This window comes from Acinetobacter sp. YH01021, from assembly GCF_013420255.1.
Taxonomy (GTDB): Bacteria; Pseudomonadota; Gammaproteobacteria; order Pseudomonadales; family Moraxellaceae; genus Acinetobacter.
This window is the reverse complement of sequence record NZ_VOYO01000014.1, coordinates 18756-35419: the sequence shown is the minus strand read 5'-3', so window position 1 is coordinate 35419 and position 16664 is coordinate 18756. Positions and strand designations below refer to the sequence as shown.

Below are 16664 nucleotides of genomic sequence, written 5' to 3'. Positions count from 1 at the left end.
CAGGACTAAGGATTAGGCTTAGCCACCTTCTACAGGGGCAACAACTTCTGGAAGATCACCGGCAACGCATGCTTCAGGAAGAACTACAGCACCGGCTGCACGCATTTCAGCAAGAATAGTGACCAGGTTTTTCGTGATGTTATTACCATCTTCAGTTGATACCGTGATATTGACATCTTCACGAATCAAACCATCAAAACCAAGTGCCAAGTTACCGACCCAGTATTTGCCTTCTGGCATAGACGCAGCAAATACAACTGGCAGCCCCCAAAGTACAGGCTGAACTGCAGCACCAGGTGCACCAAAGATGTAATGACCATCGGTACCTTTAATACGTTCAATTGCACCCCAGTCTTTCGGGTTCAACAGAATTGAATCTGGTAACACATAAGATGCTGCAGCTTCATATTTTGCTTTGTTGAGGACATCAATTGCTGTATCAGTAGCATCAACTGTCACTGATTGATGGTTTAAAGGCTCAAGCAGTCCACTAAAGATTTTTTGCTGGCCCTGTGCTGGTGTATGTCCATTTACGACATAGTATTCAAGTTTAAAACGAACACCATAAGCCATACGGGTTTCGAGATAGTTTGCCAATGCCGGCATATCTGCTAAAACCTGTTTCGATGCACGAATCCAATGCGCAATCACACCAACGTTTAAGCTGATTACACCGAATTCGAAATCAGATTCAGGTTTATCAGTGTTCTCTGGTGCAATATCAGCCATGATTTCATAAGTGGATTCACGCAAGAAGTAAGCAACCGCTTCCTGTGTGGTTCCCCAGTTAATCAAATCAATGACAGATAAAGGCATGGCGCGTGCAGTACGATTCAAATCGTTTTGTGCAAAAACCGCATTGGTACCCATACCGCCTAAGGTAATCACATTACGCGCATTCAGCCCTTCAAATACCACTGCATCTTTTTTATTGCCGCTACGGGTGTGCATCGTTTTGGCATAATCGACTGCATCCTTGTTACGGATCAGGGCTGCAGCGATGGTATCTTGCTGGCCTTTGTTGCGCTCATGAACTCCATCCACCAATTGTTGCTGGATTTCTTCAACCTGGCCGGCAACTTCTTTAATTTTGTTCGAGCGCTCTTCCAGATCTTTTTTCAAATCATCTGGTAATTCATCCAGGGCAGATAAGCGATCACGGTAACGCTCAAGCAAGGTATCCATCTGGCTTACACGGTCACGCAGTTGAATCGCTAACTGATCCAATTGTGATGTATCACGGGTAAGCAGATCCTTAAAAGGAGCAGGGGTTTGATTGGCCATAGTTGAAATTGCTACTACCATCGTGCTTTTTGAAAGTGCTTTCATAGTTTTTTCCATGCATAGAAAATGAAAAACCCGCAAAAATGCGGGATATTTTTTAAGTTAAACGTTCAGATCAGCAGTTATCTAGAAATGCGAAAGGATCTGCTTTAGGTTCAGTTTTTGGTGGTGGATCTTCTTGTGGCTTATGCACATCGGTTAAACGTGCAATCAGTTTTTTCGAATAGTCACCATGCAGGCCCAGGGACCGCAATAACTCTTCAGCATCATCATCCGAGTTAATGGCCTGAATAGTGTCATCATTGATGACACGTGCTGCATCGTCAGAGGGTTCATCTACTACACTGATCTCATACATATCAGCGCGACGGATCTCAACGTGTGTGCCTTTATCGTCATAGTCCAAATCACCTACTGGATAAAATGCAATTGAAAACCCATCTACTGTTCCATGGCGAACCATGGCTGCAACAGCTTCAGCAATAGGCAATCCTGGTGTAAATTCCAGCTCGATATAAAGACCGGTATCATCTTCCTTTAAAACCGTATATTTACCAATTCGCATGGCCAGCTGGGCATCCACATACCATAAACGCCAGCCATGATTGTAATAAGCGTGAATTTTCTTGGTTCCTGCAGCAAAAGCAGCACAGACTTCAGCAAAAGCACCACGGATGAACTTTTCCCCGTGATAGTTAATGGAATCCCACTTAACTGCATAACCACTCACTTTGACAACGCCTGTTTTTTCATCTTTATTGATAAAACGTAAGTTCTCTGCAACGACAGGCATTCGGCGACAATGCACTTTCGGTATATTTGGCGAAAACTTATTCCGCACATGCAGTTTATTTTTCATCAGCTTTCGCTCCATAAGTACCTTCTTTCATACGTTCAGCAGTAGTCATATTCACAGGAACCAAAATAAAGTCAGAATTTTTATCCGCGACTTCACCCTCTTCCATCTGGACTTGATAAGGACTTGCTTGACCTGACAGGATTCGATCTTTATTCGATTTGATTCGCTCAAGATAAGAAGCTCTCAACAATTCTTTGGTCTTGAATTCGAACTCATATTCATCCCATTCATGTCTTTGCAATAAGTGAATACGGGCACTTTCTTCAATACGTTCCAGATATGGACGTAATCCAAATTTATGAAAGCCATCAACCAGCTGTTCAATACCGCTACCCCAAGTCGTACTCGAATCTGTACTGAAAATCAGGATCGGATTGACACCGAAATAACGACAGGACTCTTCAACTGATAATTTTCGAATTTCAATCAGTTCAAGATCTTCTGGAGTCAAACTAATTTGCTCGAATTTCATATTGCCTTCGAGTACGGCCAGATCTCCGTCATCACCATTGATCAGGATATCCAGTTCTTCACGTAAGGCTTGGCGCTGTTCTTTCTTGAGATATTTATCAGTTTTTAATGCCCCAGTCGGTTTGGCACCGTTTGACATTAAGCGTGATGTCTTTTCTACTCCGGCAAGCCCAACACCAATAGACTGAGCACCATAAGCAATTGGTGACATTCCAACGAAACCGGTACCAAATAATTTGATATGCCAGATTTCCTTATCCGTATATTCAACTGTTTTATTGCCAATTTTGCATTTGTACAATGGAGCACCATCATCACGAATACTCGGATCTACAGATCCAGAGTTGATGACCTGCAAGCTGACCAGTTTTTTACCTGAAAAATCCTTTTTGATATAAGCATTCCCTGCCACCAGGTTCAGCATTAACTGTTCAAAAAATTCAACTCGCGTCTGGTAGCGGTTTGGCTTGTTATACAAAAGCCGGATTACATCATGATCCTTAACCAAAGTACGGGTGCCATCAGTATTCAGCTGATACATTTGCAAAGGCAATGTGGCCACAGATTCAGTCAGAATTTTGACACATGCAAAAACTGCACTAAGCGTCATTGCACTATCAAATGACACCGGTTTAGCAGTTTTAAAACTAGAACGGGGACGATCTATAATTGTCGTCCCCGTTTTATCTTGCATTGGTCCGGTTCCCCGCACCTTGAGCTTATCGCGATTTGTTTTATCACGAATCTTTGGTTTATCGCGTTTTTTACTCATCGCTTCGCTACCTTAATCATGTCATCCAGCCAGTCATCAATATTTCCATTGTCTTCACCCGGCACTAAATCAAATACCGATTCATCATCATGAAAACGGGCACGTGAGGCAGCAATGATGATTGCAACCATGGCATCAATCTTTTTTGCAGATGAAATCTTTCGTGGAAAAATGTTTTCCTTTGCGTCTTCTTTCACCACAACGTTGGTGGCACACCAGGTGAATACCGGATCGCCACAGTGATGAAAACGACCTTCGGCCATCAGCACTTCAATCCAGCGCATTGCCGGACTTAAATGCTCGGTTTTTTGCGGTACTTCAACGACATTGACACCTTCATCCAGCAGATTCGCAGTCAATTGCTCCGCATGATATGGATCGTGCCCAATTTCATAGAACGGATTCTTGACATGGGCATCTTCAATGTCCCGCTGAATACGTTTGTAATCGGTCGATTCACCTGGTGTCGCAATCAGCCAACCGTTATCACGCCATACCGGATATTCATCTGGGCGTTTTTCACCATTAATGGCTTCTTTAGTCTCCAGAACACGCTCATTGATATAAGAATGTACAAAGGCATACCAGTGAATCTTGCCATCGGCTTCCATACGTGGAATCAATTCACCCCAATCTGCCAAATCCAGACGGCTTGCCAGGTCATAGCCACCGAAGCGGATCTGGCCATCCAGTTCTTTTAATTTGACATCTTTGTAGCAACGTTCCCAGACCGAAGGTGAAATCCATCCATTCAACGCACCAACCCATTCATTCAAATGTTTTTGCCGGAAAAAGGCTTCTGAGGATGGTGAAATCAAGACTTTCTTGAATTTCGCTTCCAGATAATTGGTCGTGACCGAAATTCCATAGTTTGGATTGGCTTTTGGCCAGTTTTTCGGGTCCTTCCAGTCATCACCACGGTCAAGGCAGAAAATCATGCCAAAGTACTGCTCATGCTTGGCCTTGCCACGTAATACGTTTTCTACGGTAGAACGTTCGCGGTAACACACTCCCAGGTTGTCATCACCGGCAGTACTGATTGCCCCGACCAGTGGCTGATCCCGCGCTGCAATACCATCGGCAACAATGTCATACATGCTTGAATCTTTATGCGCATGTAATTCATCAATTACGCCCATATGGACGTTCAAGCCATCCTTAGTCCCACCCCGATCTTGAGATAACGCCTTAAAGACCGAATTGCTAGACGACTGAAAAATAGAATATTGCGCTGTTTCGATACCAAAACGCTGACGCATAAACGGTGAGTAATCCACCATCGTCTTGGCCGTACCAAAAATGATATTGGCCTGTTCGCGCGAAGTAGCAGCTGAATAGACTTCAGCGCCGGGTTCACCATCGATAAAAGCCATATACAGGGCGACGGCTGCAATCCATGTAGATTTTCCATTCTTTTTGGCCACCTCAATATAGAAGTAAATGAATCGTCGCAGCCCTTCCGTGTTCAACCAGCCAAAGATATTGACCGTGATGAATACCTGCCATGGCTCCATGACCAACATATGTCGTTTGCCGTTTGGCTGAATTTTTGCCAGGGTTCCCGTGGTATGTGGACAGGTTTCAATGAAGAAACAGGCATGTCTGGCACTTTCAATATCGAAGGTATAATCGAAATGAATATCGGCCGGTTTGGTCCCAACTTTCAGAGTTTTTAATAGTTGTTCGAGTTCTGGATCATCCGATACCACTGGATAGCCTGATCGGGTCAAGTCGTTTAAGAAGCGTTTGGCTGCAAGTTTTTCCAACTGCCCTGCAGTACGCACTCCGGATCGCACGTCATGGCAGTACTGGAGCGCGATTTTAAAATAATCACGCATAGAAACTCACTTATGAACGCGGCACATATCCCGCATAGGGGTCGTTATCTACATTTGTGGATTGTTCAGCACCCAACAAACTGAGCTGCTTGGCTTTATCCACTTTGACACTTGAACGGGCAGCTGGCGTTAAGCCAAATTCCCGGGCAGTTTTAATAATCAATTCTTGCAGTTTGTTTCGTACCTGGAGCCAAGCGGCCTGAACTTCAAAACCGTTTGGGGTTGTAGAAATCCAGTCATCTATTTTTTCAAGCTTTTCACAAACCTGTTCATAGGCTGCAATGTTGTCGCAGTGAAGGCCAAAGACATCGCCATCCACCACACTCAGTAGACCGGCCTGAACCAGTTTCGGGCCTAATACGTCCCAGTGTTTTTTTGCCGCCCCCTTGATCCATCGTGGGCAAGGTGGCATTCCCAAATCGACTGCTGCATTTGCCACTTGAGCATCTGCATCACGGTCATCACGAATTCGTGCACCGCTTAAAATCTTTTCTTGCAATGATTTGGCCGGTCGTCCTGCTGTCATAGGAACCTCCAAAAGTAAATCTTCATAAAATCTGGAGGTATACCCCCCTATGGAATTTTGACCATGTATAAATTTGACGGGGGGGCGGTCTTTTATAAGCGATACTTTTCGACTTTTGACCCCCTATCCCCTTCAAGAATTCGGAAATGCGGAAAATGAAATTATTAAAATTAATAAAATTATTATTCCAATCGCGACCCAGATCTGACCATCAGTCACTACATCATCATGGTCATCATCTAATGGATACTTAGGTATCAAACCACCAGCGGCAAGTGATGTTGGTGCAGGAGCTTTAGGTGGTGGAATGCTGATTGACTTCGGTTCACCATCACCCAGTGCAGTCGTATCAATCTCTATACTGAGTAGCTCTGATCTATCTTTTAACCGTACATAAATCTCATAAGCCATTTGAATACTTGTAATCCGGTAGCAATCTTCATCACGGATGAACAGTCGTTCACCATGTATGAACACTAAGCGGTAATACACTGGCAAGCCTTTGACATATTGCTCAAAATCTTCATGCTTCATTTCAATTCCTTATTTTTATTGTTGTAAAGCAAAGCAGCCCACCCGAAGGTGAGCTGCTTAGTTCCGTTCACTTGTGGAGAGTACGAAAGGGTTAAGCTTCTGCTTTCTTGAAATGCGAATGGTGCAAGCGATGCGTCCATTCATCAAAGTCTTTCACAACAATGGATTTGCTGTCTGATTCAATCACCGTGAAGGTATCGTACTCACTGCATTGCATGGTCTCAAAGGCCACACCAGTCGTTGCTTGGACTTGATCACCCGCAAAGAATGGGTTGATGCTGTTCAGGTTTGCTTTGCTTGGTGTGTACTGTGGCACCCATGCACCACGATCTTCTGTTGCTGTCTTGCGGTCATGGCATGGCTTGCAGAGTGGCTGCCAGTTGTCTTTATCCCAGAAGAGTTTCTTATCACCCTTGTGCGGAACAATATGATCGACCACGGTTGCAACTTCGATGTAGCCACGCTTCTTATGATCGACACACAACGGATTCGACTCAAGGAACACTGTGCGTTCTTTCTCCCAACGGGCATCATAGCCACGCTGGTGAGCCGTACCGCGATCACGATCACGCTGTTTGATCTTGCCTTGATGTTTATCGCAATAGCCTTGATTGGTTGCGTAACCGCTGCATGCTTGATACGAACAAGGTCGTTTAGCTTTCTGAGGTGCTTTCTTCATGATCCACTGGAACCAATTTGATTGAACGATTAAGAATCTTATTGCGTAATTTATCTGTGATCTTCAGATGAATGATCTTATCGACTGCATCCAGCGCAGTAAGTAGCAACACTCGACGTGTAGTCAACTCCACCTGGATTCTAACTAATTGCCCCATTGAACCAATTCCTTTTAAAAAGAACTGTATGCCCAGCCCTACGCCAGACATACAGCCATAAAAAAAGAGCCTCTGGGGAGAGACTCTTAAGAACTTACAGCGCTTTAAAAACAGTTTTACATTGTGGAGAAATGTATTCTAAAACTGGCTCACCTGTCAATACACTAAATTACCTTTAAGTTGATTTTTTTAGCTGATTATTAATTTTAGCTGATGCTATCTCAATTTCATCCTTGAGCACCTCTTTAAAATAATTAATCTTCTGGCCTAACTTGCGCTGGATCTGCATACGACTTACACCAGCGATAATTGCACGATTACGTTCTGATGGTGAGTAATGCGCAGGCACCTTACAAAGTTCAATCAAAGCAACAAAGATGGATATCTCATGATCACTAGACATATCAGCTTGATTAGAGCGAATGAACTCTGCATGAATTACTTGAGCAGACGACTTAACCTGTTCAATTGAATTGCGATTTAAAGCGCACAACTCAATCAGCTGGTTCTGTACTGGTGTCAATCGTGCATAGCTCAATGCAACACAGACATCCTGTGAAGTCATTGCGCCATGATTTCCCCCACCAATAGCATCGAAGTTAGTTGTCTTAGGATTTAACAAACGTAAGTATTTTTCCATTTTGTTGTCCTTTTTTAAATCGTGTGAATGATGTGAATCATTGGTGAATGATTTTTTAAAAATGGTTCACAAAAATTTAATTTATTTATTAATAACTTATAGTTATTTTTTATGAATGTGAATGATGTGAATGATTTTTGTGTTTTCTCTCGTGTGAGAGAAAGTTTGTTTTTAGTATTTAAAATTGGATTTAAAACTAAAAATGAAAAATTACTTACGCGCACGCGCACGTGCAAATGGTTCACATCATTCACGTGAGTAATATTCTTCATTGATTTCAATAGATTAGCGTGTGAACCATTACTGCAAAATGGTTCACTAGAAGGTTCACATGGTTCACATGGCTTTGTAATTTTAGTTATAGCCATTGCCCAAAACCTCTGGAGTACCGTCGAGACTATCTTGAAATTCTTCAACTTGCAACCCCAACCAATTTTGTTCATTCTGATCACTTGGCTTCTCCCCAATAATGATTATTTTATTTTGGCCACTCTTCATTTTTCCTTTCCAATGCTTAGGTTTTTCACTAGGTATAAACCCATGCTTACGACCTTCACCAATGAAACGCTTTAAACTGATTGGATGTTCACCTGATTTCTTGGTCCATTGCAGAAAGGCCTGATAGAGCTGCTCAGATCTACAAGAGATAACCGGATACTTTGTTTCTCCATTCTTCCATTCGGTATAAAACGTATCAAAGCCAGGACGCGAGTAATCAATCAATGCTTTTTTGGCACTGGTCATTGGTGGCTTGGTATGTCCATTAAAGTTGTTTAGATCCATACCCATGAGTACCGTGTAAAATGCACGAATACCTTCAGAGTTAATTTCTTGAAGTACTGTCTCATGCAATTTACCTTCAAGTGTTTTAGTTGGATTCAAAACAAGGAAGCGGCGATCTTTTTCAGCAATTGGTAATGGCTGAGTATTATTTGAAAGAAAAACCGTGTTTAGATGGTTATCCATTTCCCAGCCACTCACAAACTTTTTACTTACATATAACGTTTCCCCAGTGATCAAATGTTTGATCATACCCATCACGTTATGCTTTTTCTTGTTATCAACGATCTCTTCAAACAAACCAAATAGTTTATTTTCAATCCATTCGTTATAGTTCGAATCAAGTTGTTGCTGCCCGACAATAGTATGGTACTCGCCATATATCTTTTTCATAATGGTTCCGAATAGCATCGACTTACCTGCACCTTCAGTATCACCATGCATAAGTACGCACGTCGCCATTTTTCCACCAGGGTTTTGTAGAGGATAAGCCAGCCATTTCATAAGAAATATAACTGCTTCTTTTTCATATCCGCATAAATGCTGAACCAGCGTCATAATGCCAGGGCATCTTTTCACTGCATCATTCACGGAAATTTGAGACCCACCTTCATCACGCAACACATCCAAAGGAAGCCCATTGAACATATTGATATAATTTTCGTCTAAATCATGAGAACAGGTCGGATCAAATACAAGATTACGATGATAGATCTGTCTTCTTACTGGAGACTTAAACCATAAATCATAGATATTCGGATATGCCTCTTTGATTGCTTTGTTAAGCCAGCGTTCACGACGATTGATGTTCCAGGATTCTTGTGTACCCGCCAAAATAACAAAGTTATCCAATAATTCCTGAATGGTTGCAGCATTAGCTTCCTCCATATGATTACGGAACACATCCTGTGAAATTACTTGACGTTTAGCCGACCATGATTTGAAGTATTTTTGACCAATGAGCGCAATAAATGCCGTCTTTTTCATTACGGTTTTTTGCTCTTGATCCCATATTTCAGTTTTTCCTTCAACCAAGAAATAACGGTTCAAGTATCCCTGCAATAAGACCTCATTAATTTCAGTTTTTTGCTTAGTATCAGCAAGTGTATTATCTTCTAGCGAAATACTCCCCTGCACCCCTTCAAAAACAGCATTACTTTCCATTTCAACTAATGTCTGACCCTGAAAATTGTGGGCTTCATTTATTGGGGGTTCGGGGGAAAACTGCAAAGAAGAAATAGCAGAATGAATCTGTTTGCTTACCTCTTCCAACCCACAAGAAACATGCAAATCATTGAAGTCTGTATAGACTTTAGAATTCATGTCATAGACTCCTGAGTTTGCTTAAAATCGGGCAATACAATGATGCCACCAGTAATATCAACCGCCTTTTGAGCTTCAGTTAAGCCTGTATTTTGCTTGGCTGAATCATCATCAGCACAATATACAAACGTAGCATTCGGGTATTTATTAACGAGTGCTGCACCGACTTTCGGTAAATTATTGGCCACAAATGCCAAAGCAACTGGAAAGCCTGTCGCCATATGAATTGACATTCCTGTGGCATAGCCTTCTGCAATGCAAATGATGTGAGTGTCATAAAGATCCGGCTGGACTTCACCAATCATAAAGAACAAGCCTCCCATGCGACCGCCACCTGTTTCCCACTCTCCTGAATCATTGGTATCACCTTTAATGAAATATTTAGTTCCGTCAGGCTCAATGGTTTGAAGGTTCCACATTTTTCCATTTTCGTCATAAGCAGGGATCAGAACATCACCGTCATAAGTAATCTTAATTTTTGGGTCTTTATCGACCTGCTTTTCAATCAAATACAGACTTGTTTCGCCTAAATATGCATTACGGAACATACCTTCAGCTTTACGAGCAATTTGTTCATGTCGTTTACGTTCACGTTCGTGTTGCTCTTTTTCACGTAGTTCACGTTCTTTACGCCAACGGGCACGATCTTCATCCGTGATTGTAGAAGTAGCATCAAGGCCGACAATAGCTGCAACTTCTGACAAAGCTTCTGGAAATGTTAAGCCAGTCACTTTCTGAATCAGACTAATGCCGTCTCCAGCTCCGCATTGCTGACAGATATAATCCCCATTGCCATTTTTATCGTCATAACGGAAGCGATCGCTGCCACCACATGCTGGACATGGCGTTTTTTTCTTAAAACGAACGTCAATATTAAATCTAGGAAAGATAGTATCGGCCCACATTCCCGTTGCTCTTGCCTTAACATCCCCAATTTGAAAGGTCGGTTTAGTCATTTCGCCTCCTGATCAACTTGATATTGATTTTTCACCATGGCCAAAATCGTTGTTGCTACACGTACCAGGTCTAAAACTTCCTTATGGATTCCAGTTTTTTCATCCTGAGTAATCAAACTGTCTGAAACTGCAGCAGCAATAGAATGGGCCAACTGCCCTTGCTCTTGAGCCAATTCACCCAATTTCTTGATATAACTCGCCTGGTCTAAATCATTGGAAACTTCTGGAAACTCGAACCAACCAGCATTGCCATGGATGGCACAGATGCTATCCATAATCCCAGGATCACGAGTTTCAGCCAGTACAGCTTCCAGATGATAAATATTGGCTTTATGAGTCGTCGTCGTTGGACAAAGCGAATTTCTGAAGGTGGTTATATTCCAGCAATTCTTTTCAGCAATATGAGAAATCAATGACTGATCACCATCGCTATAAACTGCTGCACGTAACGCCATTGAAAGCGATAAAATCTTATTATTCTTATTAATCATGATTTTAACCCCGTTAAACAATCATATTTATTCATTCGAAAATCACCTACGCTTTACCCAAGTCATATAACCAAAAGACAAAGTCATGTTTAGAAAAATCACCTTGAGACGCATAGACCAAAGCATCAATCATTTCTGGTCGAGGTATTTTTTTCTTATAAATCAAATGCCTTTTAATGTAGTTCGGAGTTGTTCCCGACTCAGTTGCGAACTCAAACAAACGTTCATCAGACATTTTGGAGATGTATTCAGAAAAATTAAAATCAATTTTCATACTATTAAATCACCGATTAGGTTATTTATTTGGTTGCATTATGATTTTTTTATTTAAATAAAGTCAACACCCAAAAGGTGATTTTGTTTCTTTATTCTTGATTTTTTTTCATGTGATTATGTCTGATAATCACCGCATAGCAATAAGTAGAAGTCTTCAGGAGCCTATCTGGCCCTGATAAAAGACAGAGGAACACCAACCTCATTATTTGGTGAAGGTACAATATGCAAACAGTTTACGAGATCCGAAAGAGCAATCTGCTCGCCATGCTTGAATTCTATGAAAGCCGTAAAGCTTTCTGCGATAAGTTAGGTATTGAATACAATCATTTAAATCAATATCTAGGTAAGAAAAGCAGAAAAAATATTGGTGATAAATTTGCAGAGAAAGTAACTGAAGCCCATAAACTTCCTGTGGGCTGGCTAGATCATTTACATGATCATTTGACTATTAAAAATATTATGGAATCTTCTTTAACGACAGATGATGTCGCTCATAACCAAAAAATTAAGAATAAATCAACTAATCACCCTAGATTTGATGAAGATGATGTGCTTAGAATAACCTCACTCAAAAACATTCTAAAAATGTCTACAGGTGAAAAGTTGGCAGTCGTTGATAATATTGAAGAAGTAAAGAATATTAATATTCCAGTGGGTATTCACAATCCAATCGCTTATCTAATTCGTGGAACTGGTTTTTCCAAGCCCTATAGAAATGGCTATGTAATTGTTTGCGAGTTCACGGGCACACCTATTCCTGGCGAAGAAGTACTTGTGTTTTGTAAAGATGGTTCAATTTACGCTGGAGAGTTCCAGCGTGAAGAAGATATCCTGATTATTATTGATTCTGTGGACGGATCAAATGATCGTATTCTGAAAGAAAAGATCGCACGTACTTCTCCAATAAAAGTGTTTATTTCTCCAAGTCAAATTAAATAATCAATCTCAATCTAAAAAGGTGGCGAAAGCCGCCTTTTTTTACGTCTGAAATTTACTTTGCGGTTATTTATGTTAAAAAAATATTCTTTTGTACAATTAATTTCACAGATAAAAATCAATAAATAATTAATTTAATCACTCAACAGCTATTGACAAAGTTGATTTCAAAAATCAATAATCCACTTATCAAATAACCTATAAGGTGATTATTAGTTATGAACAAATCAACTTTTGATGAAATCGTCATCAACCGTCTTTATGCAGAGGACTTCGCTCAACCTGCAAAGCAGCCCCTTCATGTCCGTATCTGGAGAAAGTTATGTGTCGTGAAAACAGCTTAAACCAAATCAATGCTGCCATAGAAATGTTGAAAGCTGCTACGTCCAGCAGCGCTCTATGCAATATGCAGACACAAGCGCTTTCATTTATTCAAGCTGCTTTTGAAGCTGAAGAACTAAGTCAAATAGAAAAACAGACTCTACAAAAAAAGGTTCGTCGCATCTACCGCAGCCAGTTAATTGAGGAAGCAGCATGACAAATCACCCATATCAGGACATTGATGGCTGCGAGCATCATCCAGAAAAATGCTGTGAATGCATGCTTAAAGAAATTGACGAGCAGTATTTAAGTTTCATGCCATCCGATGAATCCAAGTATTTAGATGCTGCATTACTTTCGATTCAGGAGGTTTCTTAATGGAAATCCATCTTGGCCATGTAACTGCTTTTCTTTTTGTTGCACTACCTTTGATTGTCATGGTCATTGTCGTAGCAGGATTTTTTTATAAATCGTACAAGCTGCAAAAGAACCTGAAAGCCCAATCAGATGCGTTATTTGAGAAATTGGAGAAACGCTAATGCTAGAAATTACCGACCTTCATCATGATGTCCACATGATCAATTTAAGTAATTTAAACAATGTGGTCTTCCGTCAAAAATCAGGTACTCACATCGTTTCTTTCCATATGCGTGACCATCATGCGGTTCCAATTACTGTGGATCATGCCACTGCTGAACGCATTAAAACTGAATTAAAGGTGATGAAATGAAAAATACACCTGCTGTTCTACCGACCTATACGTTGCTGGTACTTCGCTATATGTCACCTACTGTTTCACTTGAGGCAGTAGTAAAAGATTTCTTTCCTCAAATGAGCATGGTTATCGCAAAACGCAAGGCTGTCACTCAAGAACTACCTTTTCCTGTTTTGCGCATGGGTGAAGGTAATAAAGCTGCATGGATGGTCAATCTAGCAGACCTTGCTGTGTACATTGACCGACAGACTGCATTGGCTCAACACGATCATAAAGCAATGAATGGAGGTCAGTATGCGCACTAATCTGGACCACGATATTTTTCCAAAAAAAGCCCAATCTTTAGCACTGGAAGCTGAAGTGGCCAAATTCTTAAATGCCCAGGGCAAAGAAGAACCGGAACAAATCAGTTTTGGCCGTTCACTCTATGTCGAAGAATGCCAGGCAAAAGGTATACAGCCTTTTAAATTTACGCTTAGAGATGTCATGACAGCCAGTGTCGAACAGGCTCATGCCGAACATCGGGAAAAAGAAGCCAAATCCAGAGGCAGAAAGCCCAAGGTTGAGCCGGTCTTTATTCCAGATACATCTTCCGATGAAAGCCGAGTTTTGTTCAATCGAAATGCCCGTAAAGAAGCCTTTGAAGCAGGCCTTAAAAAATTTCAGGGTCGTTGCAAACATCATGGGGAGCAGGTTTTTTCAATTCGAAAAGATGGCAATGATCACCTGTGCATTATGTGCCAGCGTAAATACAGCAGCGCCCAAAATGAGAAACGCAGATTATTAAAACTGGAGACGGTATGAATACTGGCGACCATGTAACTGTGAATTTTATTTCTGAAAACAGTACAGAATTTTCAGGTCATCCTTTTTATGGCAGCGGCACTATAGACCAGATTGAAGATGGCCGAGTTTTTGGCAGACTTTATAACGGGCAGCCTTTTATGTGTGCCCCATCTGATGTGAAAGTAAATGTGGCTATCAAGGATCTGGAGTCTTATTACAAAGTGCTTTTGGATCTTGGACTAATCAGCCAGGAAGAACTTTTCCAAATTAAGACAAAAAGTCTGAATGATCCTGCTTTATTGAATATGTCTGAATTTGGCCTGTATATCTTTGCTCATGGCCAATCCTTGTTTAATGAATTGACTCAGCGCTGTGCTGACCTGGAATTTAAATTACTGCAGCTGGAGGCTGTCTAAATGAAACTCGAACATGCACAAGAAGCACTTTTAAGCCAAAGCCCATTGCAACTGAGCCAATAATTCAGTCGTGATGATTTAACGGATCTACGTGACCAGCTCAAAGCAAAACGTGAAGGCTTAATCGAATCAAAAGATAAATGTAACAATGGCAACAGTATTGCCCTGTTCAATGTTCATTTGAGTGAAGTCAAAACCATGAGCACTCGCGTCAATCAGACAATTTCATTGCTGGACGTTGATGCCAAGATCATGAAGAAAAATAAAGCTGCTGATCAAGAGCTGGCGATCCGTTTCTTTAGTGTGGCCAAGAAAGAACTTGATTCAAAGACCTTCAATAAAATTAAAGAAAAGGCGATGGTGGCGTAAATGAAGATGAATGCACCAATTGAAATCGAAATGAAGGTTTATGCGGTTGAAGAGGAATCTGGGCAACAGGCAGTCGTTACAATGTCACTTCCTGTGGGCCAGTATCCTACTCGATCTACGCTTGAGTTGATATTTAAAAAGGCTCAGGATGCCTTGCCAGATGGTTTTCGCGTAATGGACAAGCCAGAGTTTTTTAATGCTTACCTTCGAAAAGAATATGGAACAACTGAAAAATTTGCCACTCCAGGCTCCCGTGAATTTACGGGTGAAGTAATTGAGATGGAGCCAGACAATGACTCATGTTGAAATGCTTAAAGACCCAAATTTTAAACGCAGCCTGGAAGGTCACATTGTGTCTCATATCAATGCTGAATATATGAAAGCAGGTATGAGTCCCCCACTTCCAAAATTCAGGGATAATATGGCAACCTATGACGAAGCCAATGTCACAAAAATGGCAAATCGTATACGGACTGGTGCAGTACTGCTTGCACGGTTGCTGGATGAAAAGGGAAAAAATCAATGAGCTACTGTGAACACGAAGATTGTGATAAGGAAGCTAAACACGATTTCATTACTGAATATTCTGCATTTGGTCATGAATACATTAGCGTATGCGATGAGCATTATAAATTACTCCAGGACGAACGAAGAAAGCCAAAAACTGGATTTTGCGAACGTTGTAACAACCCGGAAGGCAATAATATCAAGCCATTTCAAGACCCCGAAGAAGGTTCTAGCGCAGTATATTTAGATACTTGCGAATCATGCCGTAAAAGCATAAATAGATCATTCTGTGATGATTAAGATAAAGCCTCTAAATAGAGGCTTTTTTTATGGCTTCAGCAATGCAAAAAGGCCTCTATTTAGAGACCTTTTTTTGAACTAATTAATTAATTTAATTAATTACGTATCATGCGGCTTGGCTATGCGGCTTATCATGCGTTGCCATAGCGGCATCCCACTGCTTAGTTAGCTGATCTAATTTAGCAGTAGCAGCTTGTAATTTAGCAAGGGTAAGTTGCAATTCTAAACGACTCATAGGAAGCTCCTTTGGTTAAGTTCACGTACATGACGCTCTAGATCCTCTGTATGACCAGATTCCACAGCTTCAACGATGTCTTGTACATGTTTTACATATTCTTCTGCTTTAAAAGTTACATATCCAGCTTGATTAAGATTTTGCATAAGACCTGAAATCTCTTGCATTTGTTTCAAAATCTCAGTCAGAGTAGGATTTTCTTTTCTAAGATAATTAATATTTAGGGATTTACGACAACGACTTAAAACAATATTTGCTGCACTTAAGATTTTGTCGTAAGCATCATTCACAATTTCTTCAAGACCTAATCTTTCGTCGTCGGTCAAGTCTTCAAGTTTTACACCATGAATCATGTCTATATCCTTTATATTAGGTCAGCTGCACAAAAGTCAACCAGGTTATCCACAGATAACAAAAATATATATAACTTTTCCTATCTTTTCAGATAAAAAAATTAGGAGAATTATTTCCCCTAAGTTAAAGCAGGCCACAT

At 41.0% G+C, this 16664-nt stretch carries 27 protein-coding genes; 12 read left to right on the top strand and 15 right to left on the bottom strand.

The window, feature by feature from the left end:
• Positions 1-18: 18 nt before the first annotated feature.
• The 13 genes from FTT86_RS10955 to FTT86_RS10895 all read right to left on the bottom strand — a co-directional run bounded on the left by FTT86_RS10955 (position 19) and on the right by FTT86_RS10895 (position 11584).
• Positions 19-1329 carry a phage major capsid protein gene (locus tag FTT86_RS10955; RefSeq protein WP_180181210.1) on the bottom strand — a complete coding sequence of 437 codons (1311 nt, stop codon included), beginning with the start codon at positions 1327-1329 and terminating at the stop codon, positions 19-21.
• A 70-nt stretch (positions 1330-1399) separates the two neighbouring features.
• Positions 1400-2143, bottom strand: a complete 744-nt coding sequence (locus FTT86_RS10950; protein ID WP_180181209.1) for an HK97 family phage prohead protease — start codon at positions 2141-2143, stop codon at positions 1400-1402.
• Positions 2133-3386: a phage portal protein gene (locus tag FTT86_RS10945; RefSeq protein WP_180181208.1), complete on the bottom strand. Its 1254-nt coding sequence runs from the start codon at positions 3384-3386 to the stop codon at positions 2133-2135. The genes FTT86_RS10950 and FTT86_RS10945 overlap by 11 nt, the downstream gene beginning before the upstream one ends.
• Positions 3383-5224 carry a terminase large subunit gene (locus FTT86_RS10940; protein ID WP_180181207.1) on the bottom strand — a complete coding sequence of 614 codons (1842 nt, stop codon included), beginning with the start codon at positions 5222-5224 and terminating at the stop codon, positions 3383-3385. The genes FTT86_RS10945 and FTT86_RS10940 overlap by 4 nt, the downstream gene beginning before the upstream one ends.
• A gap of 10 nt (positions 5225-5234) precedes the next feature.
• Positions 5235-5750 carry a P27 family phage terminase small subunit gene (locus FTT86_RS10935; RefSeq protein WP_108675513.1) on the bottom strand — a complete coding sequence of 172 codons (516 nt, stop codon included), beginning with the start codon at positions 5748-5750 and terminating at the stop codon, positions 5235-5237.
• 132 nt (positions 5751-5882) lie between these two features.
• Positions 5883-6284 carry a hypothetical protein gene (locus FTT86_RS10930; RefSeq protein WP_180181206.1) on the bottom strand — a complete coding sequence of 134 codons (402 nt, stop codon included), beginning with the start codon at positions 6282-6284 and terminating at the stop codon, positions 5883-5885.
• A 91-nt stretch (positions 6285-6375) separates the two neighbouring features.
• Positions 6376-6963, bottom strand: coding sequence for an HNH endonuclease signature motif containing protein (locus tag FTT86_RS10925; protein WP_218954958.1), 588 nt, complete (start codon positions 6961-6963; stop codon positions 6376-6378).
• A complete protein-coding gene (locus FTT86_RS10920) occupies positions 6938-7120 on the bottom strand; it encodes a hypothetical protein (protein WP_174893601.1) in 183 nt (60 codons plus the stop codon). The genes FTT86_RS10925 and FTT86_RS10920 overlap by 26 nt, the downstream gene beginning before the upstream one ends.
• 175 nt (positions 7121-7295) lie before the next feature.
• Entirely contained in the window at positions 7296-7760 is a 465-nt protein-coding gene (locus tag FTT86_RS10915) for a hypothetical protein (RefSeq protein WP_180181205.1), read from the bottom strand.
• 354 nt (positions 7761-8114) lie between these two features.
• Positions 8115-9863, bottom strand: coding sequence for a primase-helicase family protein (locus tag FTT86_RS10910; RefSeq protein ID WP_180181204.1), 1749 nt, complete (start codon positions 9861-9863; stop codon positions 8115-8117).
• A complete protein-coding gene (locus FTT86_RS10905) occupies positions 9860-10819 on the bottom strand; it encodes a primase-helicase zinc-binding domain-containing protein (protein WP_180181203.1) in 960 nt (319 codons plus the stop codon). Before FTT86_RS10905 ends, FTT86_RS10910 begins: the two co-directional genes overlap by 4 nt.
• Positions 10816-11310: a phage regulatory CII family protein gene (locus tag FTT86_RS10900; protein ID WP_180181202.1), complete on the bottom strand. Its 495-nt coding sequence runs from the start codon at positions 11308-11310 to the stop codon at positions 10816-10818. The genes FTT86_RS10905 and FTT86_RS10900 overlap by 4 nt, the downstream gene beginning before the upstream one ends.
• Positions 11311-11356: 46 nt before the next feature.
• Positions 11357-11584: a hypothetical protein gene (locus FTT86_RS10895; protein WP_180181201.1), complete on the bottom strand. Its 228-nt coding sequence runs from the start codon at positions 11582-11584 to the stop codon at positions 11357-11359.
• A gap of 224 nt (positions 11585-11808) precedes the next feature.
• On the opposite strand from FTT86_RS10895, the gene FTT86_RS10890 reads away from it, so the two are divergent.
• The 12 genes from FTT86_RS10890 to FTT86_RS10840 all read left to right on the top strand — a co-directional run bounded on the left by FTT86_RS10890 (position 11809) and on the right by FTT86_RS10840 (position 15655).
• On the top strand, positions 11809-12525 hold the full coding sequence (locus FTT86_RS10890; protein ID WP_180181200.1) for a hypothetical protein: 717 nt from the start codon (positions 11809-11811) through the stop codon (positions 12523-12525).
• 215 nt (positions 12526-12740) lie between these two features.
• Positions 12741-12866, top strand: coding sequence for a hypothetical protein (locus FTT86_RS16145; RefSeq protein WP_257229653.1), 126 nt, complete (start codon positions 12741-12743; stop codon positions 12864-12866).
• Complete coding sequence (locus FTT86_RS10885; protein WP_180181199.1) at positions 12845-13060, top strand: hypothetical protein; 216 nt, start codon at positions 12845-12847, stop codon at positions 13058-13060. Before FTT86_RS16145 ends, FTT86_RS10885 begins: the two co-directional genes overlap by 22 nt.
• On the top strand, positions 13057-13221 hold the full coding sequence (locus tag FTT86_RS10880) for a hypothetical protein (RefSeq protein ID WP_180181198.1): 165 nt from the start codon (positions 13057-13059) through the stop codon (positions 13219-13221). The genes FTT86_RS10885 and FTT86_RS10880 overlap by 4 nt, the downstream gene beginning before the upstream one ends.
• Entirely contained in the window at positions 13221-13382 is a 162-nt protein-coding gene (locus FTT86_RS10875) for a hypothetical protein (RefSeq protein ID WP_174893594.1), read from the top strand. Before FTT86_RS10880 ends, FTT86_RS10875 begins: the two co-directional genes overlap by 1 nt.
• A complete protein-coding gene (locus tag FTT86_RS10870) occupies positions 13382-13573 on the top strand; it encodes a hypothetical protein (RefSeq protein WP_075167512.1) in 192 nt (63 codons plus the stop codon). The genes FTT86_RS10875 and FTT86_RS10870 overlap by 1 nt, the downstream gene beginning before the upstream one ends.
• Positions 13570-13863, top strand: coding sequence for a pyocin activator PrtN family protein (locus tag FTT86_RS10865; protein ID WP_174893593.1), 294 nt, complete (start codon positions 13570-13572; stop codon positions 13861-13863). Before FTT86_RS10870 ends, FTT86_RS10865 begins: the two co-directional genes overlap by 4 nt.
• Complete coding sequence (locus tag FTT86_RS10860; protein WP_180181197.1) at positions 13853-14362, top strand: hypothetical protein; 510 nt, start codon at positions 13853-13855, stop codon at positions 14360-14362. Before FTT86_RS10865 ends, FTT86_RS10860 begins: the two co-directional genes overlap by 11 nt.
• Positions 14359-14760 carry a hypothetical protein gene (locus FTT86_RS10855; RefSeq protein WP_180181196.1) on the top strand — a complete coding sequence of 134 codons (402 nt, stop codon included), beginning with the start codon at positions 14359-14361 and terminating at the stop codon, positions 14758-14760. Before FTT86_RS10860 ends, FTT86_RS10855 begins: the two co-directional genes overlap by 4 nt.
• A gap of 198 nt (positions 14761-14958) precedes the next feature.
• Positions 14959-15129, top strand: a complete 171-nt coding sequence (locus FTT86_RS10850; protein WP_180181195.1) for a hypothetical protein — start codon at positions 14959-14961, stop codon at positions 15127-15129.
• The gene (locus tag FTT86_RS10845; RefSeq protein ID WP_180181194.1) at positions 15130-15435 is read left to right on the top strand and encodes a hypothetical protein; all 306 of its coding nucleotides are present in this window, start codon (positions 15130-15132) and stop codon (positions 15433-15435) included. It abuts the gene before it with no gap.
• Entirely contained in the window at positions 15422-15655 is a 234-nt protein-coding gene (locus tag FTT86_RS10840) for a hypothetical protein (protein ID WP_180181193.1), read from the top strand. Before FTT86_RS10845 ends, FTT86_RS10840 begins: the two co-directional genes overlap by 14 nt.
• A gap of 387 nt (positions 15656-16042) precedes the next feature.
• On the opposite strand, the gene FTT86_RS16140 is transcribed toward FTT86_RS10840, so the two are convergent.
• Positions 16043-16171: a hypothetical protein gene (locus FTT86_RS16140; protein WP_257229652.1), complete on the bottom strand. Its 129-nt coding sequence runs from the start codon at positions 16169-16171 to the stop codon at positions 16043-16045.
• Complete coding sequence (locus tag FTT86_RS10835; protein WP_086044479.1) at positions 16168-16524, bottom strand: hypothetical protein; 357 nt, start codon at positions 16522-16524, stop codon at positions 16168-16170. Before FTT86_RS10835 ends, FTT86_RS16140 begins: the two co-directional genes overlap by 4 nt.
• Between the last annotated feature and the right edge of the window lie 140 nt (positions 16525-16664).